Annotated in this window: 24 protein-coding genes and 1 pseudogene; 4 read left to right on the top strand and 21 right to left on the bottom strand. The window is 43.6% G+C overall.

Annotated elements, in window-relative coordinates; all coding sequences use genetic code 11:
- The first annotated feature begins 122 nt into the window (after positions 1-122).
- Positions 123-1,253: a CAP domain-containing protein gene (locus tag BHE18_RS05065; protein ID WP_071617533.1), complete on the top strand. Its 1,131-nt coding sequence runs from the start codon at positions 123-125 to the stop codon at positions 1,251-1,253.
- Positions 1,254-1,327: 74 nt separating this feature from the next.
- Here BHE18_RS05065 and BHE18_RS05060 read toward each other — a convergent pair whose 3' ends face one another.
- The 3 genes from BHE18_RS05060 to BHE18_RS05050 all read right to left on the bottom strand — a co-directional run bounded on the left by BHE18_RS05060 (position 1,328) and on the right by BHE18_RS05050 (position 5,441).
- Entirely contained in the window at positions 1,328-3,904 is a 2,577-nt protein-coding gene (locus tag BHE18_RS05060) for a helicase-related protein (protein ID WP_328585870.1), read from the bottom strand.
- A 215-nt stretch (positions 3,905-4,119) separates the two neighbouring features.
- Positions 4,120-4,575, bottom strand: a complete 456-nt coding sequence (locus BHE18_RS05055; RefSeq protein ID WP_071617531.1) for a CoxG family protein — start codon at positions 4,573-4,575, stop codon at positions 4,120-4,122.
- An 80-nt stretch (positions 4,576-4,655) separates the two neighbouring features.
- Positions 4,656-5,441 carry an HAD family hydrolase gene (locus BHE18_RS05050; protein ID WP_071617530.1) on the bottom strand — a complete coding sequence of 262 codons (786 nt, stop codon included), beginning with the start codon at positions 5,439-5,441 and terminating at the stop codon, positions 4,656-4,658.
- Positions 5,442-5,611: 170 nt separating this feature from the next.
- Here BHE18_RS05050 and BHE18_RS05045 point away from each other — a divergent pair, with 170 nt between their 5' ends.
- Positions 5,612-5,908, top strand: a complete 297-nt coding sequence (locus BHE18_RS05045; RefSeq protein WP_071617529.1) for a DUF948 domain-containing protein — start codon at positions 5,612-5,614, stop codon at positions 5,906-5,908.
- Positions 5,909-5,998: 90 nt separating this feature from the next.
- Here the strand turns inward: BHE18_RS05045 and BHE18_RS05040 are convergent, their stop codons facing one another.
- From BHE18_RS05040 to dcuS, 4 genes are all read right to left on the bottom strand, one after another.
- Positions 5,999-6,904, bottom strand: a complete 906-nt coding sequence (locus BHE18_RS05040; protein WP_071617528.1) for an AEC family transporter — start codon at positions 6,902-6,904, stop codon at positions 5,999-6,001.
- A gap of 79 nt (positions 6,905-6,983) precedes the next feature.
- Positions 6,984-8,246, bottom strand: coding sequence for a 2-hydroxycarboxylate transporter family protein (locus BHE18_RS05035; RefSeq protein ID WP_071618239.1), 1,263 nt, complete (start codon positions 8,244-8,246; stop codon positions 6,984-6,986).
- A 268-nt stretch (positions 8,247-8,514) separates the two neighbouring features.
- A complete protein-coding gene (locus BHE18_RS05030) occupies positions 8,515-9,225 on the bottom strand; it encodes a response regulator (protein ID WP_071617527.1) in 711 nt (236 codons plus the stop codon).
- Position 9,226: 1 nt separating this feature from the next.
- Positions 9,227-10,816 (bottom strand): DcuS/MalK family sensor histidine kinase, encoded by a 1,590-nt coding sequence (gene dcuS / locus BHE18_RS05025; protein ID WP_071617526.1) that lies wholly within the window; start codon positions 10,814-10,816, stop codon positions 9,227-9,229.
- Positions 10,817-10,938: 122 nt separating this feature from the next.
- On the opposite strand from dcuS, the gene BHE18_RS05020 reads away from it, so the two are divergent.
- On the top strand, positions 10,939-11,592 hold the full coding sequence (locus BHE18_RS05020) for an MtnX-like HAD-IB family phosphatase (RefSeq protein WP_071617525.1): 654 nt from the start codon (positions 10,939-10,941) through the stop codon (positions 11,590-11,592).
- A gap of 185 nt (positions 11,593-11,777) precedes the next feature.
- Here the strand turns inward: BHE18_RS05020 and BHE18_RS05015 are convergent, their stop codons facing one another.
- The 7 genes and pseudogenes from BHE18_RS05015 to rlmD all read right to left on the bottom strand — a co-directional run bounded on the left by BHE18_RS05015 (position 11,778) and on the right by rlmD (position 17,432).
- A complete protein-coding gene (locus tag BHE18_RS05015) occupies positions 11,778-12,257 on the bottom strand; it encodes a FixH family protein (RefSeq protein WP_071617524.1) in 480 nt (159 codons plus the stop codon).
- Positions 12,258-12,889: 632 nt separating this feature from the next.
- Positions 12,890-13,469, bottom strand: a pseudogene (locus tag BHE18_RS05010) (peroxiredoxin); the annotation flags it as partial.
- A 127-nt stretch (positions 13,470-13,596) separates the two neighbouring features.
- The gene (locus BHE18_RS05000; protein WP_071617522.1) at positions 13,597-14,169 is read right to left on the bottom strand and encodes an isochorismatase family protein; all 573 of its coding nucleotides are present in this window, start codon (positions 14,167-14,169) and stop codon (positions 13,597-13,599) included.
- Between the two features lie 172 nt (positions 14,170-14,341).
- Positions 14,342-14,665 carry a hypothetical protein gene (locus tag BHE18_RS23565; protein ID WP_235860252.1) on the bottom strand — a complete coding sequence of 108 codons (324 nt, stop codon included), beginning with the start codon at positions 14,663-14,665 and terminating at the stop codon, positions 14,342-14,344.
- A gap of 245 nt (positions 14,666-14,910) precedes the next feature.
- Positions 14,911-15,273: an SDR family NAD(P)-dependent oxidoreductase gene (locus BHE18_RS23560; protein ID WP_235860251.1), complete on the bottom strand. Its 363-nt coding sequence runs from the start codon at positions 15,271-15,273 to the stop codon at positions 14,911-14,913.
- Between the two features lie 49 nt (positions 15,274-15,322).
- Complete coding sequence (locus tag BHE18_RS04990; protein ID WP_071617521.1) at positions 15,323-15,892, bottom strand: TetR/AcrR family transcriptional regulator; 570 nt, start codon at positions 15,890-15,892, stop codon at positions 15,323-15,325.
- A gap of 172 nt (positions 15,893-16,064) precedes the next feature.
- On the bottom strand, positions 16,065-17,432 hold the full coding sequence (gene rlmD / locus BHE18_RS04985; RefSeq protein ID WP_141771835.1) for a 23S rRNA (uracil(1939)-C(5))-methyltransferase RlmD: 1,368 nt from the start codon (positions 17,430-17,432) through the stop codon (positions 16,065-16,067).
- Between the two features lie 306 nt (positions 17,433-17,738).
- Between rlmD and BHE18_RS04980 the strand changes: the two genes are divergently transcribed.
- Positions 17,739-19,424, top strand: a complete 1,686-nt coding sequence (locus BHE18_RS04980) for an alpha/beta hydrolase family protein (protein WP_235860270.1) — start codon at positions 17,739-17,741, stop codon at positions 19,422-19,424.
- A 50-nt stretch (positions 19,425-19,474) separates the two neighbouring features.
- On the opposite strand, the gene thiE is transcribed toward BHE18_RS04980, so the two are convergent.
- From thiE to BHE18_RS04945, 7 genes are all read right to left on the bottom strand, one after another.
- Positions 19,475-20,128, bottom strand: a complete 654-nt coding sequence (thiE, locus tag BHE18_RS04975; RefSeq protein ID WP_328585869.1) for a thiamine phosphate synthase — start codon at positions 20,126-20,128, stop codon at positions 19,475-19,477.
- A complete protein-coding gene (gene thiD, locus BHE18_RS04970) occupies positions 20,128-20,931 on the bottom strand; it encodes a bifunctional hydroxymethylpyrimidine kinase/phosphomethylpyrimidine kinase (RefSeq protein ID WP_071617518.1) in 804 nt (267 codons plus the stop codon). Before thiD ends, thiE begins: the two co-directional genes overlap by 1 nt.
- A 15-nt stretch (positions 20,932-20,946) precedes the next feature.
- The gene (thiM, locus tag BHE18_RS04965; RefSeq protein ID WP_071617517.1) at positions 20,947-21,747 is read right to left on the bottom strand and encodes a hydroxyethylthiazole kinase; all 801 of its coding nucleotides are present in this window, start codon (positions 21,745-21,747) and stop codon (positions 20,947-20,949) included.
- Positions 21,748-21,814: 67 nt separating this feature from the next.
- Complete coding sequence (locus BHE18_RS04960; protein WP_071617516.1) at positions 21,815-22,462, bottom strand: pentapeptide repeat-containing protein; 648 nt, start codon at positions 22,460-22,462, stop codon at positions 21,815-21,817.
- 261 nt (positions 22,463-22,723) lie between these two features.
- The gene (locus BHE18_RS04955) at positions 22,724-24,517 is read right to left on the bottom strand and encodes an L-lactate permease (protein ID WP_071617515.1); all 1,794 of its coding nucleotides are present in this window, start codon (positions 24,515-24,517) and stop codon (positions 22,724-22,726) included.
- Positions 24,518-24,742: 225 nt separating this feature from the next.
- The gene (locus tag BHE18_RS04950; RefSeq protein WP_071617514.1) at positions 24,743-25,525 is read right to left on the bottom strand and encodes an IclR family transcriptional regulator; all 783 of its coding nucleotides are present in this window, start codon (positions 25,523-25,525) and stop codon (positions 24,743-24,745) included.
- A gap of 61 nt (positions 25,526-25,586) precedes the next feature.
- Positions 25,587-26,366, bottom strand: a complete 780-nt coding sequence (locus tag BHE18_RS04945) for a fumarylacetoacetate hydrolase family protein (RefSeq protein ID WP_071617513.1) — start codon at positions 26,364-26,366, stop codon at positions 25,587-25,589.
- Positions 26,367-26,494: the final 128 nt, after the last annotated feature.

Genomic DNA, 26,494 nt, shown 5'->3' with positions numbered 1-26,494 from the left:
CTAAAACAGGGAATATGGATTGAAAGGATCCAATCTGGGGTATACAGTGGTGAAAAGTTTTCCATACGTTTTCCTTCCATGATTTTTTGGGTAAAATGAAGGATAGATTGGAGTGTTACCGCATGAAGCGATTATTGATGCTTATAGTAGTAATATTTATTGCATATGGTTCTAAACCGGTCTGGGAAGAAAAAGTAGAGGCGACCGGACTGGATTCCATGCTTTCTAAAATACAGGAAATGAAAGACAGCCCGAAAGTCCAGAATGCTTTTGACCAATTTTATAATGAATTGAATCTGCTTTTGGTCAAACTGGATGAGTCCATCGGAGAACTAAAAAATGGCGAAGACAGGCAAGACCGGGGAACAATCGATAAGCCGTCTCTTTCCGCTCCGGAAAACCAGCAATTTTCCATACATAATATTGAACTGGGTGACTCCCGTGATTCGGTGGAAAAAGAGCTTGGGGCTCCAGTACGTAAAACACTTAACGAGTACGGGTCGTACTGGCATACCTATCATGAAGATTATCAAAATTTTTTTATGGTGTCCTATGATGCAGAACAGCATGTAAATGGATTATATACCAATCAGGACTTACTGACTTCTTCTGCAGGGATAGAAATTGACAGTACGAAAGAAACAGTTCAAGGCAGGCTTGGTGATCCCTTGACGTCGATAAGAAAAGGACTTACGGTCTACCAGCTGCAGAACAATGGAGAACATGATGTCTTCCAGGTCGATGACAGCTATGTCACCGTCTTTTATGACAAACATGAACAGGATTCTGTCACAGGTGTGCAAATCATTGATCGAAGTCTGGAACAAAAGAAGCAGGGATTTTATACAGAACCGAATCCGGAACTGAAAGAAGGATTCGAGTTTCAGTTATTCGACCTTACCAATGCCGCCAGGGTAAATCACGGATTGTCTCCCCTGACATGGGATAATGAGGTAAAGCAGACGGCACGCAAGCACAGTTTGGATATGGCGGACAACAATTATTTCAGCCATACAAACCGCGAAGGAAAATCTCCCTTTGACCGCATGGAAGAAGACGATGTCGCTTTCAGGACAGCGGGAGAAAATCTTGCCTACGGGCAGATGAGTTCAATTTTTGCACATGAGGGATTAATGAATTCAAAAGGTCACAGGGATAACATCCTTCAGTCACATTACGAATATCTCGGCGTAGGGGTTGCCTTTAATGGGGAATCGCAGCCTTATTATACAGAGAACTTCTTCAGCCGGTAATGCAAATTAAAAAGCAAGCGGATCCTGCATCCCGCTTGCTTTTTTACGTTAAGTATTCACATCCAAATGACCACTTACCCCTTCCTTCTTTCCCGCCGCTTACGCTTCAACGTATGGCACCGGTCACATATAGGAAAACCAAAGTTGGGAGGAAGCTTCTTCCCGCAATTCCTGCATCTCTTTGAAAGACCTTTCACTTCGGTCCGCAGGCTTTCATGCACACCATCAGCGATTTCCTGCCTTGTTCTTTCCCAATAATATGCTTCTGTCTGCCTTCCTAAACGGTAAAGAAGTAATAAATGCAGACCTACTGCCTTATAGGAAATTTCTTTCTGTTCAAGGTTTTTATTACTGATATCAGGCTCGGGAAGCTCTTCGTCATGGACAATCGCATACATGGAATCCAGCCATTGCTGAGTAAGCTTGTTTTCTTTCTTAGAAAACGGCAGGTGAAGGAATCCGTATAAATCATTAATAGAGAGCCTTGCTTCTATATCTGTCCCCCGGACGAGTTCGAACAATTCTTTCTCTTCAGTTAAAGAAGCTTTTTCTGTCCCGTAAGGACTGTCATAGCGATCCCATAAGTCGAAGAAGGTATCCAGATCATGATAATAACGCTGGAATCGTTCAAAAACACTGCTTGTAGGGGCTATCGCAAATGTTTTAAGGGAGGGATCATCCTGCGTCAATAAGTGCGTCATTTTATTAATGTCCTTGGTGAAGGCGATCTTCCCTGCCTCATAGATGCCTTTTCTTCCAGCTCTTCCTGCGATCTGCTTGACTTCCTGTGATGTAAGGAGCCTTCTTCTCGTCCCGTCAAACTTATCGTTTTCAAGAAATACGATTCTCCTGATCGGCAGGTTCAACCCCATTCCGATCGCGTCTGTTGCCACGATTACCTTTGTCTTACCGGTAATGAATTGCATCATCTGCTTCTTTCGCGTCTCTGGGGGCATGCTTCCATAAATCATGCTCACTTTGTGGCCGTTATTCTGAAGTCTTGATGCTGTATCCAGCACTTTCTTCCTCGAAAAGCAGACAAGGGCGTCTCCCTGCCTTGCATGCTTTAATTTAAATTCCTTCTTTTCTACCTGTAAAGGGATCTCTCTTTCGTAATTGTGTACCTGCACCCCATCTTCTCCAACCAGACCAAGTAAGAGAGTCCGTACATTTTCACTCCCGATAATATGGACCTCTTTTGCCCTTGCTTTCGTTATGGCCTTATACCATGAGAAACCTCGATCCTGATCAGCGAGCATCTGCGCTTCGTCGATAACGACCACTTCGTAATCATCCTTTTCGTGGAACATCTCAACTGTGCATGCCATATGACGTGCACCGCCGACTTCTTTTTCTTCCTCTCCAGTCTTAAGACTGCAAGGCACTCCTTCGCTATTCAGTTTATCAAAAGCTTCCAGGGCCAATAATCTTAAAGGGGCAAGGTAAATTCCGCTATCGGCAGCTTTCATGCGGGTCAACGCTTTATGGGTTTTACCTGTATTCGTTTCTCCTATATGGAGGACGTATTCTATCCCTTTTCTTTGGGATGGACTGTATTCCTGGCCGAAAATGTCATGCAGTATCCGCGCCTCTTCTTCTTGCTTTTCTTTTAATAACGCTTCTTCTTCCTCTTTACGCTGGAGTCTCTTTTCAAGCGCTGTTCTATAAAGTGACAGATGCTCATCTATATCAAAAGGTACAGCTGCAAGCTCCACCAAATCGACGACATATTCTTCGCGGATCCAATTGAAGAAAAGAGTTTTTTCTTTCATGATGACAGGTTGTGCCCATTTGATAACCTGCTCCTGTGAAAGTTTCCTTCCGTAAATTTCCTTATAGGAAGCAAGGATATCGGCCGAAAGATTCTCACATACATAAGATGATATAATATTCTCTGTGTAAGAAAAAATGAACCTTTCATATGGAAAATGATACGTTTCATATTCCCAGAGATTTCGTTCCCATTGTTCACTTTTCTTATGAATCGATCCAGTAAATTCCATTAGCATGTCAGTAACTGTAGTAAATTCATGATTGCTGAGCATTCCTTGTTCTTCTAACTTGTCCTCAAGAGCATACGGGTCGATTTGTTTATATTTCGGTTTAGAATTCAAGTCACTCACGATCTTTTTTGAGAAAATATACCTTAATTCCAAATACCAGTTAAGCTCCTGTTCTTCGACCTTTTGCTCCAGGAAATATAAAATTTCTTTTTGGACACCTTTTCTTTGGGAAGCCGTTATCCTTTCTTCCATTTCTTTGAGATAACGTTCTCTTTCCTTACGGTGACGAGTTTCCCATTCCTGCTCATCCGGCGCATGCTCCTGCACCCACTCCCTAACATGGAAAGGGCGCACATTCCGGATTTCATTTCGGAACATTTTATTCAGAATTTTTTTATCGACTCCTTCTACTTCATATCCCTTACTACGCAGAAATGCTTTTTTATGACTTCTAAGAATATTATTTGTCACCTTGTTCAGCCATGTATTCAACCAAATCTGCTGAAAAAAGCCGCTTCTTTCTGACAAATAGTCTTGAAATGCAGGACATTCCTTGTGTGACGCAAGAAAATGAGAAATATCTTCTTCAATCTTTATTTTTGTTTCCTCAATCGCTTTTTCGCGGATCGATTCAAGGTTTTGCATCATATGACCCCTCTTTAAAACTTACTGCTTATAGTATATGTAGTTACCTGAATTTTTTCGTTAAAACCAATCCCTGCTTTATACAAGCCGGTTTATATCTTAGCATAACCTATGTTTTTTTAACTAACAATGAACCTCTGACGGGAGACCCCCGATTTTTCAGATTTAATTGGAAGAACCAGCGGATTATTTACTCCGCTGGTTCAGCTTCGTCATCTTTATAAGTTGTGGGAATAGAGTCTTTCAATTTCATCGGAAACATTGTTTGTAAATTCCCTTGTCATTTCGGGAACTTTTCTTTCAATCATGGGAGTGATCAGTTTGCCCATTGAACTATCAGGGCTGATGGACAATCTCCCCCTTACAATGGTCTCGTGTGTTGATAGACGGGATGCTTGAAATGAACCGCTGCCAGTAAACTTTTCATTGAGCCCTGTTAATGTGAATGATACTTTACCGGGTTTTACCCATTCTTTGATTTCCACTTTTGCATGAATCTTTTTTCTAAAAAGAACTGCATCGACTTTGAATTTCCATTCTGATTCTGCATCACTGATTATTGTATGTTCCATGTAGCCGGGGACCAGCGCAGCCCATTTGTCAAGGTCGCTTACAAAATCCCATACTTTTTCAATGGACGCATCCACCAGTTTCTCATGAAATCCATCTGCCATACGGTGTGCCTCCTTCATGTTGAGAACTACCCCCATGCAGTGCACATTTTATGAAAATGGGACACCGATTATGAGAATGATTATAATTGCTTCATCAATTGGGGAAGCTCGCTCAGCTCAGATATTTCGAAATCAGGAATGACTTCTTCGGGATACTCATTCCTTCGATTTATCCATATACTTTTTATGCCTGCTTGATTTGCACCCTTTATGTCTGTCTTTAGATTGTCACCTACCATTATGACATCTTCCTTACCGAGAGACAGCCGATCAAGCGCATCCTGAAACATCGCCTGATCGGGTTTACCCTTTCCGACCGCTCCTGAAATAATGACTTCTTCGAAATAAGGAAGGAGCTCCTTAGTCATTTGCAGTTTCAGGTTTTGAAGATCAGGGGAACCATTAGTGAGAAGGACCAGCCTGTATTCATGCTTTAAGGCGTCCAGTACCTGGAACGTGTCTTGATATACAAAAGGGTGATTCTTCCTTTCAGTCCTGAAACGTTCCGCCAATTCCCTGCCAAGATCTTTGTCGTGAATTCCCGCATCTTCTAATCCAAGCGTCCATGCTTGTTCGCGGTATTCAGGCACGATTTCTTTCATTTTCTTAAATTGTTCATGATGTTCATCGGGAAAATCACCCCAGAGACCCTCAAAAGGATTAATGCCGATCATTTGCGTGAATTCATATGTATCGTAAGTCGAATATAATTCCCTGGCGTTTTTCCTTACTTCCTTTTCTAATGTCCCAGGATCTATATCCGCTTTAGAACCTGCATATTTACACGTTTCATCAAAAGCACTTTGGATGCTTTTTGCATCCCATAACAATGTGTCGTCCAAATCAAAGAATATAGCTTTTGCCATCAACTTTCCCTCCGCTCTCATAAACTTATCAATAGATTACTAGCTGTACGACCTTTAGTAAAGCCATATAGTAAGAAAATAATAATAAAATGAATGGAGAAACAGTTAATTTTCTTGAAAACAGGGAAAGTATAATAAAACAGAATTATTTATGAAAAGGTGGAGATCATATGTGGCTAGTCTATATAAGTATCGCAATTGTGGCAGTCGCTTTAATAATGCTTGCTGTCAGTGCAATGAAAACATTCAAAGACACAAAGCCGGCGATTAATTCAATTAACCAAACAGTCAACAATATTCAGGCAGATATGAACCGCGTGACTGCAGAAACCGATCAGCTGCAGACAACACAGGGAGAAATTCAGGAAGACATCCAGATGAAAAAAAGTTCAATCATGTATACTGTGAATGAAGCAAAAAGAACACCAAAAGTGGCAAAGGAATTTGCAAGAAGCATGAAAAGATAAAAAAATCATCCTGGACCTCCAGGATGATTTTTTATTACATAAAGTATACATAATATTATTACTGGATACTCCGCCTCATTGCATCGATCTTCATACTGAAACTATAGCAAGCATGATTGGAATCGTGATAATACTCATTAAAGTCGTGATTAGGGTACTTGCTGATACCAAATCTGGTTCCGTGTTGAATTGCAGGGAGAACATCGTGGTATTGGCAGCAGTCGGCATGCTTGCCAAAATGATCAGAATCGCCCCGAGTTCCGTATTAACAGGAAGGAACGATACAAGAATAAAAGCGAGCACGGGTGATGCGGCCATTCTCATGATGATAATAAATGATAACGCCCCTTTTTCCACTGCTTTTCCTCCAAGGGTGGCAAGCTGCATGCCCAATACCACCATGATGACAGGGATTGTCGCTTGAGAAATCAGATCAATGGTTTGGCTCATGAACAATGGGACATGGAGCTGAAGCAGCTGAAAACTTAATCCTATCCATGCGCCGTGAAGAATCGGCATTTTGATGATCTTCATCCAAATCTCTTTGTTATCCCTCGTTTTTTCACTCCCGCTGACTGCATAATACAACCCTATGGTATTCATTAGAAACGACTGAATCACCATCATGATGACGGCGTAGCGAAAGCCAAGTTCCCCGAACGCAAAAAGGATGACGGGTACCCCATAATTCCCGCTGTTCATAAATACGCCAGAAAGAATCATCGCGGAGACTTTAGGCTTGGAATAACCCTTCGCCATGGCGACTATTTTGATGGTAACGATCAACAGCAGGCAAAGGGACAAACAAAAGATAAATATATAAAGGTAGTCCATATTCAGTTCATTCTCGTAGAACGTCTTGAATGCAAGAAATGGATACATTAAATAAATGGCCATTTTAGAAATAGAATTGATTTCAAACCCGAGTTTCTTCTGCCCGATGTATCCTACAGCAAAAACCAATAGGGCAGGCAGTACAATCAATATGACATCCATTTTTCTTCACCACAATCATAAGTAATTAAAGATAGGCCTGACTGCAAGAGTCAAGCCTTCGTTTAAGTTTAACATGATTTTACAAGAGAGGTATGATCAGACCTGCCAATAATAGTATCAGTGCACCGCCCAGGCGGGATGAGATTTGAGCAAATGGCATAAGTTCCATTCTCTTCGAAGCGGATAAAACCGCGACATCTCCCGTCCCCCCCATATTTGCCATGCAAAGTCCTGCCGTAATCGCTGATTCTATCGGATAAAAGCCAACCAGTTTTCCCAGGATCGCTGCGCCGATGATCGCTCCGAGCACCACTCCGAAAACCGTTAAAATATACTGAAGAGTCAATGCTTCAAGAACCGTATTCAAGTCAGTATAGGCCACACCGATTCCAAACAATAAGGCAAACGTCCAATTGCTTGCCACAAACTGATACCACTGACTTGCGCCTTCCACCACATTTTGAGGGATGATATTGGTAATCTTCGCAGCCGCCACGAGAATGATCATGATGGCATAAGGATGAAGCGGAAGAACTGTGCCAAGCAATGTGCCGACTGCAAAAAATGTCAAAGCCGCCAATAAACCGACGCCCATCTTTTCCACATTGTACTTTTGTTTTGTTTTCTCATATGTGAAGCCTTTCATCAATTGACCGTTCCCGCTTAAGGAAGGAACTTTCTTCCCAATCATATCAAGTACGGACGCCAGTATGATGGCAAATACATTTCCTAACGCAAGAGCAGGCACAAGCATCGAAATATAGTAGCTTGGCTCATTCCCCATCATTTCAGAGTAGATTTGACTCATCGGAACAGCCCCTGCCCCCATTCCTCCGCCCATGATCGGCATCGTAATGACCAGTATGGCTTCTTGCAGAGTGAAGCCGACAAGAGATCCAAGCAACCCGGCAATGAGCACAGCTCCGGCCACAGCTCCGAAAATCGGAAGGAAATATCTCAGTCCTACTTTCACAAGCACTTTTGAGTTCATCCCTAAAATGCTTCCTGTAATCAATGCGGCAATATAGAAATTCAGGAATCCTCCTGATTTCATAAAGTCTGTCATCGAAGTGACTGTCTCTTCTGGAAGTAATCCTGCGTATACCATAAACGCTGAACCAAAAATTGCAATGATTGCGCCTCCTCCCAGGAATGTCTTGACAACTGGAGTACGATCACCCGCCCACCCCAGCAGTTCACCGAGAACCATCATGACAAGAAGGGTCCCGATCATTCCTCCCGGGAGATTCCCGGTATATAAGCTTACTAGTGTGATTCCTGCGAAAACCAAAAACCATAAAATAGGTATATTGAAAATTTGCAGCCACCGCTCGTTTGTCAATAAGACCTTTCCCTCTTCTCCTTTTTCTTCCTTAACCGCAAGTGCTGAATTTACTTGTCCCAATCTTTGCATCCCCCTGTCCAAGTTTGATAATGAATGTTTTTTATGAATCATATTCCCTCATCATTTCCCCCACTGAACCATAAATTGTGTCGGGAAAATTAGTACATGCTATTTATCAACTTTATGAAAACGCTTACTGATTTCATAGGTTTTGAAACTATTGATTGACTTTTGAAATTAAAAAAAGCAGCCGAGGGGACGACTGCTAAAGGTAGTTTTTAATTCTTGCACATTTAAATTTATTTAACTTATATTGATACACCGGCCTTCCGATTCCGTAAATCAGGCTTTCATCGACTACACCGATATCAGTCAGGAATTTAAGGTATTTCCTGATTGATACCCGGGATATGCTCATGTTTTCTGCTAGATCATCAGTAGAAAATGACTCTTCCGCAAATCCCCGGATCTCCTCATAGATTGCTGAAAGAGTACTGCTCGTCAACCCTTTTGGCAGGCTTTCCCCCTCATTTGCCTGGTGCATCTTTTTATTTAATAACAGATCAAGCTCATCCTGTCCGATGGTCTCCTGTTGCTGAAGTGATTGTTTTGTATGCCGGTAAGATGTCAATGCGTTCTTAAACCGTTCAAATTCAAAGGGTTTTATCAAGTAGTCGACAACCCCCAGCCGAAGGGCGGTTTGTATGTTTTCTACTTCAGCGGCAGCCGTGATGAGTATGACATCAGCTTCATATTGTTCTAACCGTATTTCTTCAAGGAGATCCATTCCTGTTTGCTCTCCGGGCATAAAGACGTCCAATAGTATAAGGTCGATCTTGAACCGTTTAAGCATGTCTTTTGCATTTTTAATAGAACATGAAACACCCATTAATTCAAAACCTTCTATGTCTTGTAAATACGTTTGATTGAAGTTGGCCACCATAGGGTCGTCTTCTACAATTAACACGTTGATCAATTTATTTCCCCCCAAACGAAATCCGGACGAAAATGTTCGTCCCTGATCCTTCTTTCGATTCAACATGCAAGGTCCCGCCAAGTTGATCAAGACTCTCTTTTACCAGGAAGAGACCGTAACCCCTTCCTTCACCTTTTGACGAAAACCCTTTCCTGAAAATGTCATCTAGGATCTCTTCCCTGATTCCTTTACCTGAATCCGTTACGATCAATTCAAGAATATCATCTTCATAGGTTACTTCCATCAGCACCTCTCGTTCTGCACATTCAGATGTTGCTTCAATGCCATTATCCAACAGATTCCCGATGACAGTGATCAAATGATGAGTCACCCCGGGGTTCTTTGCTTCCGGAATGACACTGTGGCAGTCAATTGTTAACTCGACACCATTTTCCCGTGCATAGCTGAGCTTCCCCATGATGAACCCTGCCAGAACGGCATCTTTAATATTGGAAGATATGGCGCTCACTTCATCCATATTGATCGATACCAGTTCTTTAATGTATTGCTTTAATCTCGCATAATCCTCCATTTTCACCAGACCAAGGATGACGTGCAATTTGTTCATGAATTCATGAGATTGGGCCCTCAGTGCTTCTGCATATGACTTTACCCCTGTCAGCTGTTCAGCCAGTTGGTTCACTTCTGTTTTGTCCCGAAAGGTGGAAATTGCACCGACCACTTCCCCATTCACCTTTAATGGAACACGGTTTACGAGAATGGAGACTCCATTGATCATCTGCTCTTCATCCAGTTCAGGTTTTCCTGTTTCAATCACCGCTTCCAGTCTCGATTGTGGTATGACTTCATTGATGGGCTGACCGACTGGATTGTCGTCAAGACCTGCCTTGGTGAAAACCCCTAATGCCGATTTGTTCACTAATGATATTGTCGTATCTTTATTGACTGCTACCACACCTTCATGGACCGATTGCAGCATCGTGTTCCGTTCCTCCAGTAGTTTTGCAATTGAACCAGGCTCCAGTCCGAATAATATTTTCTTTATGTACCTTGCAATAATGAAGGCACCGATGATGCCGACGATGATGCCGATGATGGAGCCGGTCAAGATATTTTTATGGCTTTGATCCAGGGCTTCTCTCACGCTGTTTAATGAAATACCGACAGCCACTGCGCCTATCTGCTGGTTGTTCTCATTATAAATCGGAGAAAATGCCCTTACGGATTTGCCCAATGTTCCTACTGACCTTGACAGACTTTCTTTTCCTTTCAATACCTCTTTTTCATCACCGCCGACAAAGTGCCTGCCTATCTGCTCCTCGTTGGGGTGCGACTTCCGTATCCCATTCATATCTATCACTACCACAAATAACACTTCGGCCGATCTTTGGATATCCCGGGTGTAATCTTGTATTTCCCCTTCTTTAGTGACATCATCCAATCCATTCTTTACGATGGTTGAATGGGCAGCCGTCCTGGCAACGATTTTTGCTTTTTCCTCGATGGAAGATTCAATGTTTTCATTAATCGTTCTTGAAATAAGCAAATCAGTCAATACCAGCGAGAGAAGAACTACGGTACATACAAAAAGGATGATCATCGTACTCAGTTTCAGCTGCTTCTTTTTCACATGGCTCACTCCAGTTTTCAGAATACTATTCATTTTACACGATGAACAGAAAATTGTGGGAGAATGGTTAACATACTTGTAACATGTTAAAATGAAGGTCAGCATTTTCAGGAGGGTTCAACATGAAGAAATGGGCATTTGTCTCTGACTTTGACGGAACGATTACAAAGAAAGACTTTTATCAAATCGTCATTGATAAGTATTTCAATGAAGGTAATAATCTGTATAATAAGTGGAAATCCGAAGAAGTCAAAGATATAGATTTTTTAGCTTCTGTTTTCAGCTCCATCAACCAGGAAGAAGATATAATTCTTGAGGATATCAAAGCAATCGAAATTGATGAATACGTTCCAGCATTTATTAAAAATGTACAAAACAACAACGGGGATTTTTACATTTTAAGTGCAGGGACCAATTATTACATTCATCACCTCCTTAACCATTACGGGGTAAAAGGAGTAAAAGTGTTTTCTAATGAAGGGTATTATAAAGATAATAATGTGCACCTGCACCTTGAGAGCAGTCACCCTCACTATTCAGAACGTTATGGAATCGATAAGTCTAAAGTCATCGCAGACTTAAAGAAAGAATATGACCTCGTCTATTTTGCGGGCGACAGTGAACCGGACTCCCATCCTGCCAAAATAGCAGATGAAACATTCGCCTTTGCCCAGCTTCAAGATCTACTGAAAAAGCAATCGGTACCTTGCATCCATGTGGATAATTTCAAAGAAATTGAATATCACCTGCGAAAAAAAGGATTGTTACAGGATTAGTTCTTTGCTTTGCGATTAAGCGTTAAACGTAGTATAATGGGTTTTGCCCTTCCCGAACATTCGCTTGTTGCGGGACACTTAACCACTGTACGGACGGGAAGGGCCTCGATGCAAAAATTGAAAAAAGCTTCAATGATTCCGCTGCCGGAACCATTGAAGCTTTTGTTTTTTCAAACGATAGAGAACTAATGCTGATGACCATCCTCATCGAGATCATGGTCAAGAGACTCCTCGAGTGCCTTCAGCTCTTCTTCCGGCACATCCCCTGCAAGGATATGACGGATGGGCATGACATGCATGTCTCTTGCAGTCACATGGGTTTGGACATAGTAGATGCCGTCTTCGTTGAATGAAGTCTTGATCTTGTATGTACCCTCTTTTACATATTCCCCCTCGAACATTTTACTATCGTCTTTATTGCTCCCTTTCCACACCTCAAATTTCACTTCTTCTGCGTCATCAACTGCTTCCTTGCCCTGTGTCACTTTTACTTCCAGAACTGTCTCTTCATTGAGAGGCACTTCTTCCGGTGCTTTAATAGCTGCCTCTACTTGTTGAGGCAGCTTATCTTCTTTTACTGATTTAACCTCATTGTCATTTTGAGAACATGCTGATAAAAATAACATCATAACAAGCATGATTATTAGCATGATAGATTTCCTCATAATATTCTCCCCCTGCACTTTTTCATAGAAAACCAAGTCTGATTGTCATTTGGGGAATTTCTTCCCTTATCTTCAGTTTAATAGATAATTGTGAAAGAAAAATGAAGTCTTTTTCATTTTTCCTGCTCTGAGTATGCACTGAACATGCAACTCGCAAATTTTTCACAAATCTATTGTATAATAATGACCGATAGTAGTAAAAAGGAATAATAGGAGGTCATGCACTGATGAGCATGACAATCATTGATGATGAAGAGCAGATGCACCAATTAGTCAGCACATTTCTGCTGAATGAAGGAATTTAATGAAAATGAAATGAACTGGCACCTGGTATCAGGCTATACATAGTCGGCAATTGAGACGTTTGCGAGTGAAGAAATTCCAGACACTCATCCAAAAACCTGAATCATCTGACCAGGTCATCCATTCCACATGTTTTCATATCATCGATCAAAATGGAGAGATTTAGAACAGTTTCGGGTTTCAGAAGAGTCACTTCAATGAAATCGCGCGGGAAGCTGAGAAGCTGCATTGATCATTGGTTCTGTGAATCGATGCCCGTCCCAAGCCGTGATAAGTCTTGCCTGCCCCCAGGGTGCATATCTATTCTCCCTGTGCTGGCAGGCATTTTTTTATATCTTGCCGATGTTTTTTGGATCTTTAATGATGCCAGGTTGACCCGGTACCCAATTGGCAGGCACACCTTTACCGGTCCTTCGGTTATACTGCATACCCTCTATTATCCTTAAAATTTCGTAGACATTTCGACCGATTTCCAAGGGATTAACGAATTTAGTAACAATCATTCCTTCTGGATTCATTATGATGGTTGCTCTCAAAGGAGCCCCTGTTTTTTCATTAAGAACCCGATAAGACTTACTGATATGATGTGTCCGATCACTTAAAAGTGGAAACATCACTTGTGAAGCTGAAGGAGAAACCTCTGTAAACACTTTATGGGAGTATATGCTGTCGGTACTAATAGCAAGTACCTCAGTATTAAGTAATTTCAGTTGTTCATAGATAGCAGCGACCGCTGCCAGTTCTGTCGGTCAGATGAAGGTAAAATCACTTCCATAAAAAAACAGGATCATCCATTTTCCCCGGTAGTTTTCCAGACTAACCTCTTTAATCTTTTTTCGGCATTACATAGGCTTCTGTTGTAAATAAAGGAGCTTCATCCGTTGTTTGGGCACAAAACGGAAGGGTGCATCCTAGTGTGTCATCCTCTCTTACTTGATTAGTGTATGCGTGATTTTTTGTCCAGTTGAGAACATAAAAAAAAGGCGACCTCCCCCGGCTGTGTTACCATATCAACACAGTGAGGGACAGACACCTTTCACATTCCATATTCTTTTCTGAAACCATCATGATTAGGATTAAATACATCTTCATTTGAATGTCTTACAACAGAGAAATGGTCAACGTTATAGTGACCATGCAGTGCTTTATTATGATGCTTGATGATCTGTTCACCGCTTAAGACGGATGAATCCTTTGTGGAATGACCATCCTCCACCAGGGTCACGTCCATTCCGCTGACTGTTGCGTACCTAACGGCTGTATCAATGCAATGCTCTGTTTGACATCCCATCACCACCACATGGTCAACTTCATTCTCTTTTAAATAGCTCAGAAGCGGTGTGTCATAAAAAGAATTGGTCGCAGACTTGTCAAAGGTAACAGCACCTTCAGGAACCTCGATTCCGCTGTGCACCTGAAAACCGGCTCCCTTGCCTTCGGCGACATCCCTGTCCCTGATGAAGACTAAAATAACACCCGCCTCTACTGCCTTTCCGATGACGAGATTGATCGCCTTAATCAGTTTATCTTTCTCAACCACTGGTTGTTCCTTTTCGTTCCCCTCAATTAATTCCTGCTGAGCATCAATGACTAGCAGTGCCTGCTTCAATATAGATTCCCCCCTGCAGTAGAAGTCTTCTACTCAATGATATTTCTTAAAAATCCCACTATGAACTTTATATTATAGTTCGACATATGAGAAGAAGAATCCTTCCGGAATGATTCAACAGATAAATACCCTGGACACTCCCAAAACCCCCAAAACTGTCCTTCTATGCTTTCTAAGACTTCATGAACGCAATCGTTTCCTCTATTCCTTTTTCATAGGAAGTCCCTTTCAGTTCACCCAAGAACATTTCTATTTTTTCACCTGAAAGAATGGTAGGTTCAGAGTTTATATATTGCATCTCGAGTGCTTCGCGCATGACTTTTCCTGCGAACAAAGCGAATATCGCGAACATCGGTTTTGTGATGAAATAGAGTTGTTTCTCTTCACCGAGTTGTTTCTTCAGAAGCTTCTCCAGATCATGTCCGGTTATTGGTGCAACGGCAGGAATATTCCAGCTATGTCCGTATGCTTCCGGGCTGCATGCCAGTTGCACCATAACTTTTGCACCGTCCTTTGTATAAATGAATTCTCGTGATACATTTCTCGGGCCAACAAATCCTGCTTTTTTCTTTTTTAAGATTTGTTACAATGTATAGTGGATATATGTATTGGCGGCGTTAGGACCATAGAAGTCGGGAAAATGACAAATGAATGCCGAAACAGATGATTTCTTAATCATGTTTTCCATTTCCAATCGCAGCTTTCCTTTTTGCGTATGAGGATTTTTCACTGTATTCTCCGTCAGTTTATTGCCTCCACTTTTTCCATAAGAATAAATATTATCCACCACCGCAAGCTTGGCGTTATTTTTTTCGCTGCCATGATCACGTTTTCCATGATGACCGCTAACTTATCTTTCCAATCCTGATATGGAATGTTCATTGCATGGAAAATGACATCACATCCCTTTCCTGCCTCGATAAGATGCTCTTTCACTTCCGCGTTCCCAGAGTGAATTTCAATGCGGTCTATTGTGCCAAACAATTTGTCTAACTTTTCTTTTCCCCGTGCAAATGCTACCACTTGTATCCCCCGGTTGACCAACTCATTGACGAGAGCGTACCCCATTCCTCCGGATGCCCCGATTACCATTGCCTTTTTCATCTTAATTCCCCCCTTTAATTAACCGATGGTCAAATAACCTCAAAAAATTTTATCCGATGGATTTCAGGATAAAATTCACATGAAAATGTGCCAGATTCTCCACTTCTTCATATGATTCATCACAACGGCAGTAATGACTGACAAAACCGTGCAGCGATAGGAAAACCGACCATGTCTGCTGGATGGTTATCTTTCTCCTGCTTAGCTCGATAAGCGACCGTGCAAATTTTTCATAAGATTCATTTGGTCCTTTGTTCACATAGCTTTTGACTTCTTCATCAGCAAGCAGGAACATCATTTCATACTGGCTTTTGTGGCTCAAACCGAAGCGGATGAATGCCAGCAGGACCTCCCTCAATTTACTATCTGTATCCAATTCCTGATTCATCACTTCATCCAGCCACTGATCCAGAAGTTTAAAATCCGTTTCGATCATGGCATAAAATAGTTCTGCTTTGTTTTTAAAATGGTAATAAATCGAGCCGTGACTGTACCCCAGTGCCGCTGCAATCTGCCTCATCGATACCTGCTGATATCCTTTTGTCCGGAAAAGCTCTCTGGCCGCTTTCATTACCATCTCTTTTGTGAGTTCATGTTTTACTGCTTTTCTGGGTGCCATTTTGTACCTCTTCCTTTTTGTTGACCAGTGTTTAATTAAACTATATTCCGTTGCCTACATTTAAGTCAAGAATATTTTTCCAGAACTTTTCAAGATCTTATTGAATCCCATAAAAATATGGCCCTTCCCAGAATGCTTTAAAGTGAGAGCTCAGTCTGGAAAGGGCCTTATATTATTTATTCAATGTCAATGTAGCGACGCATTCTACATGAACTGTATGCGGAAATAGATCCACCGGCTGAACTGCATCAAGCGTGTAACCGAATGGTTCAAGTTCTTTGATATCAGTCGCGAATGTGTCCGGGTTGCAAGAGACATAAACGATTCTTTCAGGCTGTGAACGCCCGATTCTCCTCATGACTTTACCGCCTGCACCAGAACGAGGCGGATCGAGCATCAATAATTGTGGATGACCGAAACTTTCAAGCACCTGGTCAATTCCTTTTCGGGCATCTTTCGCCAGGAAGTAGGTGTTGGTGATCCCGTTATCCTCGGCATTGCGTTTGGCGGACTCGATTGAACTTTCGACGATTTCAATGCCGGCAAGCTCTTCCACCCTGCTTGCAAACGGCAGGGAGAATGTACCGACACCGCAGAACAGGTCGATCATCTTATCTGTCTTCTTCGGTTTGCTCATTTCGACCGCTAAGTCGACGAGTTTCTGTGCCTGCACCGGATTCGTCTGGAAGAAAGTATCGAACCATAGACGGAAGCGGTACCCATCCATTTCATCGTTGATATAATCGCGGCCGTCAAGCAGGTGAATTTTCTCAGCCTGGGTCCTGTCCGCCCAGTCTGTGTTTTCCATCCACAGCAGACTTTTCACATGAGGGAACTTCCTCTCCACACGTGCTTTTAAGTCGTCCACTGCAGCCTGCAGTTCACCTTCTGGCCCTTTTGTAGAAAATACTGCAAGCATCAGCTCTCCGGTTGCAAATGATTGACGGACCATCAAATGTCGGAGCAGTCCTTCATGAGTATCCTTATTGTACCCTTCCAGACCGTGATCCTGTACCCAGTCGGCCACTTCCATCGCAGCTTCCACCATCTGCTCACTTGCAATCAAGCATGTTTCAAGCTTGATGACCTTACGGAAATTCCCCTGCTCATGCAAACCCATTGAACCGTCAGGAGCAAAGGTGAATTCCATTTTATTCCGGTAACGCCACGGTTCTTCCATTCCGATTGTGGGACGGACAAGAGAATGGTCGAAGCCCTCAGCTTCGATTGCTTGCCTTACATGATTCGTTTTTTCTTTGAGCTGGCCTTCATACGTCCAGTGCTGCCATACGCAGCCTCCGCAGCGTTCAAAATGCGGACACGGTGCATTAGTCCGTTCTGGATGAGCCTCGACGATTTCATCCGGCATCGCTTTTCGTCTTTTTTTCTCGGGATGATCAACGGTAACCCGCACTTTTTCCCCCGGAAGCGTCTGTGGAATCATCAATCTTAATTTCTTTGGATTCCCGAGTTCATTCTCACGCCAAACCTCAGCCTGACCTGATCCCTTTTTATCTAATCCATGTATAGTAACAACCATTTCTTCGTTGGTAGTAGGCAAATCCTGGACCTCCTTGTACATACTGTCTAACTTAATACTTTATAAAAATTGAAGGGTGAATGCAACCTTTTTTTCAGGGATTTAACAAGGTTGGGATGGGAACCTGTGAAGAGTTAAGGCTCGCGAAAACTTATGATTGAATGTGAGTACAGTAAGTGGAATAATATGGTTATAGTCTGAAGTATGGGGGAATGTCTTATTCTTTTACAAAAGCCCGAAGTAGAACAGTACTTCCACACGGTCGAGATCGGCACATTCAGTGTTAGTAGGGATGAAAAGAAATTGGTGTTCAGTACCAATCTGAAAGGTGAATTTAATCTATGGGCAATGGATTTGCCAAATAACTTTCCCTATCAGCTGACAGCAATCAATCAGAACAGCAGTTTTATTCACATCCATGAAGATGAACATCTGATTACGGCTGCGTTTGAACATGATGGAGATGAAAATTACCAGCTGCATCATCTGCCGCTTTCAGGAGGAAAGCCTGTTCCTTTCGACAAGGAAGAGAACAGGTCAGTCTGCTATAATGCGTGTACCTTCAATCATGAAATATACTACTCTTCTAATCATGAAAATCCTTTGTTGAATATTTATAGATTCAACTTGAAAACCAATAGAAAAGAACTCCTTGAATCCGGAAAGGAAGCACCTATTGTTGTGGCAGCCGTTTCTCCAAATGGCTCTGACTATATTTTCATTGAAACCTATACAAATACACACGCAGCATGTTTCTATCAAGCTGATGATAAAAAAATTCCACTCGTCCCGGACCCATCCTTTCCACATATAATCAGGGACGTACGGTTTGCAGATGAGGACACAGTTTATTTCCTGACAAACTATCAGGAAGAATTCTCTTATCTGGCATCTTTCACTCTATCAACAAATGAATTCCGGCAAATATTGAAGTTTAAAGATGAAGAAATAAAAATGTTTACATCGAATGGGAGCACCTTTTATTTAGCAAGTGAAAAAGGTGTGAAGGACCACCTTTATCAATTCGAGACCACAACCGGTGATCTGGCAACGATTGATTTACCTTGTGATATTCTGAAAAAAATCGAGTCGTACTCAAGCGGGACATTGTATGCTCTCGGCATTTCATCACACCAAATTGATAATATTTTTAAACGGGAAGTAAACGGCGAGTGGATTATGCTTACAAATAACAAAGCATTAGGGATTAATGAGCGAAACATGATCAAGCCTGAAGTGATCCGTTACCCTTCTTATGATGGTCTATCGATTGAAGCGCTCCTTTTTAAGCCTGACCAGGATCTTGTTGAGAAAGGGACAATCCTCTGGCTGCACGGAGGCCCTCAACAAGCTGAAAGGATGAAATACCGTCCTCTTATTCAATATCTTGTACAAAGCGGATACACCATTTTCGCCCCGAATTTCAGGGGCAGCACAGGGTACGGTGCAACATTCCAAAAGATGGTGGAAAAGGATTGGGGCGGCGGTCCAAGACATGACTGTGTTGCCGGAATGGAGTGGCTGATTGAAAACGGCCATGCCAATAAAGGGAAAATCGCTGTTATGGGCGGCAGTTACGGCGGATATTTGAGTCTGCTCCTTGCTGGAAGACATGGTGATTATTTATGCGGTGTCATTGATATTTTCGGTATTTCCAACCTTTTTACTTTCGTGGAGAATGCCCCTGCGAGCTGGCGGACACTCATGAATCAGATGGTAGGAAATCCAGAAGAGGACTTTGATAAACTTGTCGCTGCATCCCCGATTACATATGTGGAGCAGATGAATAAACCAATGTTCATTGTTCACGGAAAAAACGATCCACGGGTCAAAACGGTAGAATCTGAGAGAATGGCGGAAAGAATGAAAGAGAAAGGAATAGACGCAGAGTATCTTCTTTTTGAAGATGAAGGGCATGGGTTTTCCAAGAAGAAAAATGAAATGGAAGCCAATAAACGGATCAGGATTTTCCTGGACCGTATCTTTAAATAAGTATGAAAAAGGCCTTCACCGCCTTAGAGCGATGAAGGTCTTTTCTCACCCTATATGACTGCTTTCTTTAAATCCATTGCGGCTTTTTTCACATCAGCAGCCGCTGCTATGGCTGATATCAAAGAGACTCCGTTCGCGCCAGCCTGAATGACAGCCCTGGCGTTTTTAGCATTGATGCCTCCAATTCCAACAATCGGTACGATTATCCCGTTTTTACGGAAGTTTTCAATGATTGTCAGTCCGCTGACAGCCCGAGCATCATCTTTTGAAATCGTCGGGTAAATCGGCCCGAGACCAAGGTAATCGGCACCGTCTTCAATGGCTTTCTCAGCTTCATCAATGGTATGTGTCGATACACCTACAATCTTATCACCGGCCTTTTCACGCACAAAGTCTGCAGCCAGATCCTCCTGACCGACATGGATTCCGTCTGCATCCAACTCGAGTGCCAGATCTACATCGTCATTCACGATAAAGGGGATGTCTGCATCTTTGCAGACTCGGAAAAGTTTTTCGGCCAGTTTGGTCTTTTCAAGTCCTTCCAGGGCACTCGGACCTTTTTCCCTATATTGATAGAGGGTGATGCCTCCTTCGATCGCCTGCTCGAGGACATGGACAGGGTCTGCTATGGAGTTTGTGCTCCCCATGATGAAGTAAAGCTGAAGAAGCTCTTCAATCGAAGATTTATTTCGATGAATATCCACTATTTCTCACCCCTTTTATTGTAAGCCCAATGGTTTGTCGGGCCATGTCCCGCGCCGATCCCAATCTCGTCCTCTATTGCAGCACGGATGAATTCTTTCGCAGTCAGGACCGCATCCCTCATCGTCATGCCAATTGCAAGCTGTGCCGTAATTGCTGCAGAAAACGTGCAGCCGGTCCCGTGTGTATGAAGGGTTTCGATGCGGGGCGAAACAAGCTCTTCGCAAGTTGTCCCATCGAAGAATAAGTCAATGACTTCTTTGTCATCTGCGTGACCTCCTTTGATGACGACAGCTTTAGCACCCATGTCCATCAGGTGTTTTGCAGCCTCTTTCCGGTCATTCAAGGAAGTGATTTTCATTTCCGTCAATACTTCTGCTTCCGGAATATTCGGCGTAATCACCGATGTCAGCGGTATCAGTTTTTCCTTGAGGGCACGGACCGCTTCATCCTGGAGTAGCTTTGCCCCGCCTTTTGCAATCATAACAGGATCAACGACAATATTATCCCAGCCGTAATGATGAATACGCTCACTCACCGCTTCAATTACCTCACCGGAAAAAAGCATGCCTGTTTTGAGTGCGTCCGTTCCCAGGTCGTCCCCTATTGCGTCAATCTGTTGTACGATCCCTTCAATGTTTACAGGGTATACACCATGGACGCCCAGCGTATTTTGAGCTGTTACAGCGGTGATGGCTGACATGCCGTATGCGCCGAGTTCCTGAAACGTCTTCAGGTCCGCCTGGATGCCGGCCCCGCCTCCGCTGTCCGATCCCGCTATCGTAAGTGCTTTACTTATAGTCAATGTTCATCCCTGCCTTTACTCTTTGGTGGTTTTAATCTTAGCAAATGCTTCGTCTTCTTTACTAATCTTTGAAAGCTGGTCGAGAAATTCGATTTGAAAGCTGCCCGGGCCTTTATCTGCCGTCGTTGCTGCCGCCTTCTCGGCCGCAATCCCGTAGGCTGAAACGGCAGTTCCCGCAGCTTCCACACTATCTTTTTCGAGCGCAGCAAATGCTGCGATAACAGATGATAACAGGCAGCCGGTACCGGTAACCTTGGTTAACAATTCATGACCGTTTTCCACAATATGGGTTGTTACTCCATCGGTGATGACATCATCCTTGCCCGTAATCACCACGGTGCACCCGAATAGGCCAGCAGCTTTTTTAGCAAGTTCAACGATGCTTCCATCCCCTGACCCGGCATCGACTCCTTTAATTTCCCACTTTTCACCTGTAATGACGGCAACCTCGGCTGCATTACCCCTAATAATAGATATCTTGACTTCCTTCAAAATTTTACTGGACATCTCTGTGCGGAACGGTGTGGCACCGGCTCCGACAGGATCGAATACAACCGGGATCCCTTTTTCGTTTGCCGCTTTCCCTGCCAGAATCATCGACTCCACTTCGGTCTCCGACAGAGTGCCGATGTTCAGTACGAGCGCTCCTGAAATCCTTGCCATATTCGCAGTTTCTTCCCTGGCATAGGCCATAACCGGAGAAGCTCCGATTGCCAGAAGCCCGTTCGCTGTGAAATTTGTAACCACCACATTCGTAATATTATGTACAAGCGGGTTCTTCTCCCTTACTTCATTCACCAGTTGAAACAAATTCATTTCCCTCCTTGGTTGAGTATGTATGATTTCATTTTACTACGCGGCGAGTATAGCTGCCCCTGAAGTTCTATTCCCTGATCTTCAGACCGAAAACCGGCGCGAACGAAACTGCCTGCTGGGGTGAAACGATGCAGCCCCTGAGATTTTCTGCTTCCACCCGAATTCTTTCGAAGAAGCTCGAGCTGATATCAATCCCTTTCAGATTAGTCACGGTAAAATCGATGTCATTTAAATCACACTGATCAAATGTTACATCTTCTAAACGACAGTCAAAGAAATTAGCACTGTGCAAAGTGGACTTTTCAAAAAGGACCTGCTTTACTTTTGCATCAATAAAGCTGCTGATATTCAGGATGCAATTTTCAAACGTGACATTCTTCAGGTTAGCCTGGGATAAATCAAGTCCAAGCAGCTTGCATTCCTTGAAATGGACCCTGTGTATGATTCCTTCTTCAAAACGGGTATTGGACAAATCACAGTTTTCAAACACAGTATCCGTGACATCGGCCCTTCTGAAAGAAGAGTTTAAAAGCCTCACACCTTTTAACGATACCCTCGTAAGGTCGAGTTTTTCCAGTTCTTCCCCTTCTACAAATGCATGCTTGATTTCGCAGTCCTTCAACATCGGGTCTTCATCGTAATAGACATCCTCGAATCGGGCAGGTTCGAGATTAGATTGTATTTTCGGTTTCTCTATTTTAAAATTATTCGGCATACATCATCACTTTCCTTTCAATATCCTCAGGGGAGATTTATTTCAGTTTAGTAGATAATAAAACCAAATGTAAGTCTTTTAATAAGACGGGGAGTCTGCTACCCGACTGCAGGTTCGAAGACCGGCCCATTGTCTCAAAGGGTTAATGTCCTCCGGGAAATGCAATGAGGCAGGCAATGCTGTACGAAAAAAACACCGACCGTTATACCGGCCGGCGGATTAATCTCTCTATTCGTATTGTCACCGGGTATGGCTTGTCTGTTAACCCTGTTTTACTTTCGGACCGATTATGTTCTTGGTGACGAGAAGACTGGTACGCTTGTTGTTGGTTGCGATAACGTAGATCGCTGCCATCGCAATGAGTACAACGATGAAACTGCCGAGATTGAAGATTCCTTTCTGAGAGTACCATACGATTGAATACCCGAGGGAGCCTGCAAACAGTGCATAGTATGCAAATGGAAGCAGCGTTTTTCGAATGACTGCCCCTTCTTTCCCTACTAAACCGACCACGGCTGAAGCCGCCACAACGTTATGGACGCAGATCATATTGCCTGCAGCTCCTCCGACTGCCTGCAGGGCTACGATCCAGCTTGCGTCAACACCCATCTGCGACCCGACATTGTATTGGAATAGGGAGAACATCATGTTACTTACAGTGTTGCTGCCTGCGATGAAGGCACCTATCCCTCCGATGAAAGTAGAGAAGAACGGCCAGTAATCACCTGCAATCGCCGCGACTCCGTTCGCGAGTTCGATCGGCATCTTTTCAAAGCCGGCCGCTCCTCCCCCGGTGTTCAGGAACACCTGAACCATCGGGACAGTGAAGACGAGGGCAGTCGAGGCAGCAATCATCGTTTTCCCCGATTGTGCCCAGGCCCGCTTGTATGCTCTTCCGTTCATTCCATGAAGGAAGTAAGTGATCACAGACACGGCAATGAAAATCGTGCCCGGTAAATACAGCGGCTGGAAGCTGGAGCTGATGTCCGTCCCGAATAGATTTGGGAACGTGACCGTCCAGGATTGGAACCACTCCAATAATGGAAGCGATTTCAATCTTGTCAATACTAAAAACAGGCCGACCAGGATATAAGGTGCCCATGCACGGACCATGCTCATGCTTCCGCTTTTATGTGCGATATCTTTGATTTCCAGTCTGCCGCTCCACTCTGAATCCCATTTGGACTTTTCTTCGAAATCCCATGCCTCTTCTTTCGGCGGCATCAGGAATCCTTTCTTAGCAGCAGTGATCACGATTGCAAGCCCGACAAGCCCGCCGATCATGGACGGGAATTCAGGTCCAAGCACATTGGCGACGATCAGATAGGGAACCGTCATTGAAAAAGCTGCGAACAATGCGAATTTCCACACTTTGATTCCTTCAGAGAAGGATTTATTTTTCCCGAAGAATCTTGTCATCAGTGCAACGACAAATAACGGGACCAGTGTACCCGTCACCATATGGAGGAGTGCCACTTTCGTACCGATATCCGTCACAAAAGCAAGGAAATCGGTCGTGATTCCGGAATCGGCCGATAAACCCGACTGGACACCGACAAGAATCGGCGTACCGACTGCCCCGAATGAAACCGGTGTACTCTGAATCACCATGCCGGCAACAACAGCTGCCATCGCCGGGAATCCAAGACCCACCAATAACGGCACTGCCACTGCTGCAGGCGTCCCGAATCCAGCCGAACCTTCAATGAAAGACCCGAACAGCCAGGCGATGATGATAACCTGGACTCTTCTGTCAGCTGAAATGTCCGTAAAACCTTGACGGATCGTCTTGATTCCCCCGCTCTCCTGCAGTGTGTTCAATAACAGGATCGCCCCAAAGATGATGAAAAGCAAAGTTCCTGCAACAACCAGCCCGTTCACTGAGGCTGCCGCAACATTGGCTCCCGGAACTTTCCAGACAAATAAAGCAAGCCCTACTGCAATTATGTATGAAATGGGCATTGCTTTACTTGCCGGCCATCTAAGACCTACCAGGAATATTCCGACTGCCAGGATGGGTAATAAAGATAAGATTGCCAACACACCAGTACTCATGAAACGTTTCCCCTTTCCGTTTTGTAATACCAAACACCGTTTCTGACGAACTACATATTAAGCAACACTGTTATACAACCATTTCAGTTTGTGTTATATAACATTACTGAACCCTAACTAAAATTATACATACATTATGTCCCGTTACAACAATTTTTTAGAAAATTTATAATTTTTAAATAAAAAGGCCCTATTTTTCCATTGATGGAAAGATAGGGCCTTTGCTTATATGATTTGATTATGATGGACATGCCCGAGCCGTGCTGAAATACGCTTGGCGATTTCAGGCACCCGCTCTTTCAATTCTTCCATCCGCTGACCGGACATACGCATTGTCGGACCAGAGATGCTGACGGCCGCTACCACCTTCTCCAGGTGATCAAAGATGGGTGCAGCGATACAGGTGATCCCGTACTCGTTTTCTTCAAGATCCAGGGCATAGCCCTTCTGTTTCACCCAGATCAATTCTTTCAGGAATCGATCTTTATCCGTGATTGTCTGATCGGTATGCATTGGCATGCCTTTACGATCCAGGATATCGATGACATCATTCGTCGGCAGATGGGCAAGGATCGCTTTCCCGACTGAGGTACAGTGCATTGGCGCCCTCTTTCCCACCTTTGAATGCATTCTGAGCACTTCATTGCCTTCAAGCTTTTCGATGTAGACCACTTCACCCTGATCATACACAACCAAGTGGATGACTTCATTCGTTTCATTTTCAAGCTCTTGCAGGAAAGGCTTTGCTTCTTCCCGCAAATCGATCGATTCCAAGAGCCTGGAGCTGACCTCCAGGAATTTATACCCGAGCTTATAGCGGCCTGTAGTCTCGTCCTGTTCAATGAATCCATACTGTACAAGCGTAGATAAAATCCGGTAAACGGAGCTTTTGTTGATGTCTATCTGATTTGCAATTTCCGTCACGCCCATGCCGCCCTTTTTCATGCTGATAAGCTGGATGATGTCCAGTGCCCGGCTCACGGATTTGACCATATTCTCTCTTTCCACACTCTTCACCCCTGATGACAAAACGTCTTGCTTTCCATTATATCACAATCGGTACGGACGCTTACGATACCCCGATGCCGTGACCGACAGCCAGGAACGTATTCTTCAGCGTCCCGATCTCCTTGATCTCACATTCGATCACGTCCCCTGCCCCGACCATTTCAGCACCGATGGGACTTCCCGTTAAAATGACATCCCCAGGCTTCAAGGTCATCACCTTCGTCAGATAGGAAAGCATCTCCCGGATCGGCACGATCATCAGTGAAGTCGGACTGTTCTGCTTTTCTTCCCCGTTCAACCTCGCTTCCACATACACGTTGAAAGGATCCAGCTCGGTTTCAATCACCGGTCCGAGCGGCGTGAATGTGTCAAATGACTTCCCGATCGTCCAGTGCCCGGACTCATGAAAGAATTGGGGTGCGGTGACATCGTTCCCGATCGTATAGCCGAACACATAATCGAGGATCTCCTCCTCCGGAACATTCCTTGCTTCCTTCCCGATGACGACGGCGAGTTCAGATTCGAACTTCACAGAATCGATGGTTTCGGGTATCTCGATGTTCTCTTCCGGACCGACAACCGATGAAGCCGGCTTGAAGAAAAACACCGGGATCTCAGGTAAAGAATCCGGCAGGTCTTCCTGCTTTGATACGAAGTTTGCGCCGATGCCGATGATCTGATTGGGCTCTAGCGGAGCTAGAAGCTTCACCTCGGCTGCTTCATGGACTCTGCCTGTATATTCCCATGCTGAGAAGATATCTCCCTTGATTTGTTTGATGGTGCTGCCATCGAGTACTCCGTGGGATACTGCATTCCCCTTTTGGAATCGAATGAATTTCATAGTAAGTTCTCCTTTCGGTGATTCTTTTTGAAAAATAAGGTTTATTTTTACAAAAAGAAGAGATTTTCGCTATTTTTATTCATAATGAATTACTTTTCCAAGGTTTTAACGTCATTGGTCACTTTTCT

The sequence above is a fragment of the Rossellomorea aquimaris genome, assembly GCF_001877785.1.
Taxonomy (GTDB): Bacteria; Bacillota; Bacilli; order Bacillales; family Bacillaceae_B; genus Rossellomorea; species Rossellomorea aquimaris_A.
Note: the sequence above shows the minus strand (reverse complement) of the source record. Positions and strands in the feature narration are given on the sequence as shown.

What these genes read in the sequence shown, in the direction of transcription:
- BHE18_RS05065 (WP_071617533.1), top strand. Translation starts at nt 123, where the DNA reads ATGAAGCGATTATTGATGCTTATAGTAGTAATATTTATTGCATATGGT.
- BHE18_RS05060 (WP_328585870.1), bottom strand. Translation starts at nt 3,904, where the DNA reads ATGATGCAAAACCTTGAATCGATCCGCGAAAAAGCGATTGAGGAAACA.
- BHE18_RS05055 (WP_071617531.1), bottom strand. Translation starts at nt 4,575, where the DNA reads ATGGCAGATGGATTTCATGAGAAACTGGTGGATGCGTCCATTGAAAAA.
- BHE18_RS05050 (WP_071617530.1), bottom strand. Translation starts at nt 5,441, where the DNA reads ATGGCAAAAGCTATATTCTTTGATTTGGACGACACATTGTTATGGGAT.
- BHE18_RS05045 (WP_071617529.1), top strand. Translation starts at nt 5,612, where the DNA reads ATGTGGCTAGTCTATATAAGTATCGCAATTGTGGCAGTCGCTTTAATA.
- BHE18_RS05040 (WP_071617528.1), bottom strand. Translation starts at nt 6,904, where the DNA reads ATGGATGTCATATTGATTGTACTGCCTGCCCTATTGGTTTTTGCTGTA.
- BHE18_RS05020 (WP_071617525.1), top strand. Translation starts at nt 10,939, where the DNA reads ATGAAGAAATGGGCATTTGTCTCTGACTTTGACGGAACGATTACAAAG.
- BHE18_RS05015 (WP_071617524.1), bottom strand. Translation starts at nt 12,257, where the DNA reads ATGAGGAAATCTATCATGCTAATAATCATGCTTGTTATGATGTTATTT.
- BHE18_RS23565 (WP_235860252.1), bottom strand. Translation starts at nt 14,665, where the DNA reads ATGGTGCAACTGGCATGCAGCCCGGAAGCATACGGACATAGCTGGAAT.
- BHE18_RS23560 (WP_235860251.1), bottom strand. Translation starts at nt 15,273, where the DNA reads ATGAAAAAGGCAATGGTAATCGGGGCATCCGGAGGAATGGGGTACGCT.
- BHE18_RS04990 (WP_071617521.1), bottom strand. Translation starts at nt 15,892, where the DNA reads ATGGCACCCAGAAAAGCAGTAAAACATGAACTCACAAAAGAGATGGTA.
- rlmD (WP_141771835.1), bottom strand. Translation starts at nt 17,432, where the DNA reads ATGGTTGTTACTATACATGGATTAGATAAAAAGGGATCAGGTCAGGCT.
- thiM (WP_071617517.1), bottom strand. Translation starts at nt 21,747, where the DNA reads ATGAATTTGTTTCAACTGGTGAATGAAGTAAGGGAGAAGAACCCGCTT.
- BHE18_RS04960 (WP_071617516.1), bottom strand. Translation starts at nt 22,462, where the DNA reads ATGCCGAATAATTTTAAAATAGAGAAACCGAAAATACAATCTAATCTC.
- BHE18_RS04955 (WP_071617515.1), bottom strand. Translation starts at nt 24,517, where the DNA reads ATGAGTACTGGTGTGTTGGCAATCTTATCTTTATTACCCATCCTGGCA.
- BHE18_RS04945 (WP_071617513.1), bottom strand. Translation starts at nt 26,366, where the DNA reads ATGAAATTCATTCGATTCCAAAAGGGGAATGCAGTATCCCACGGAGTA.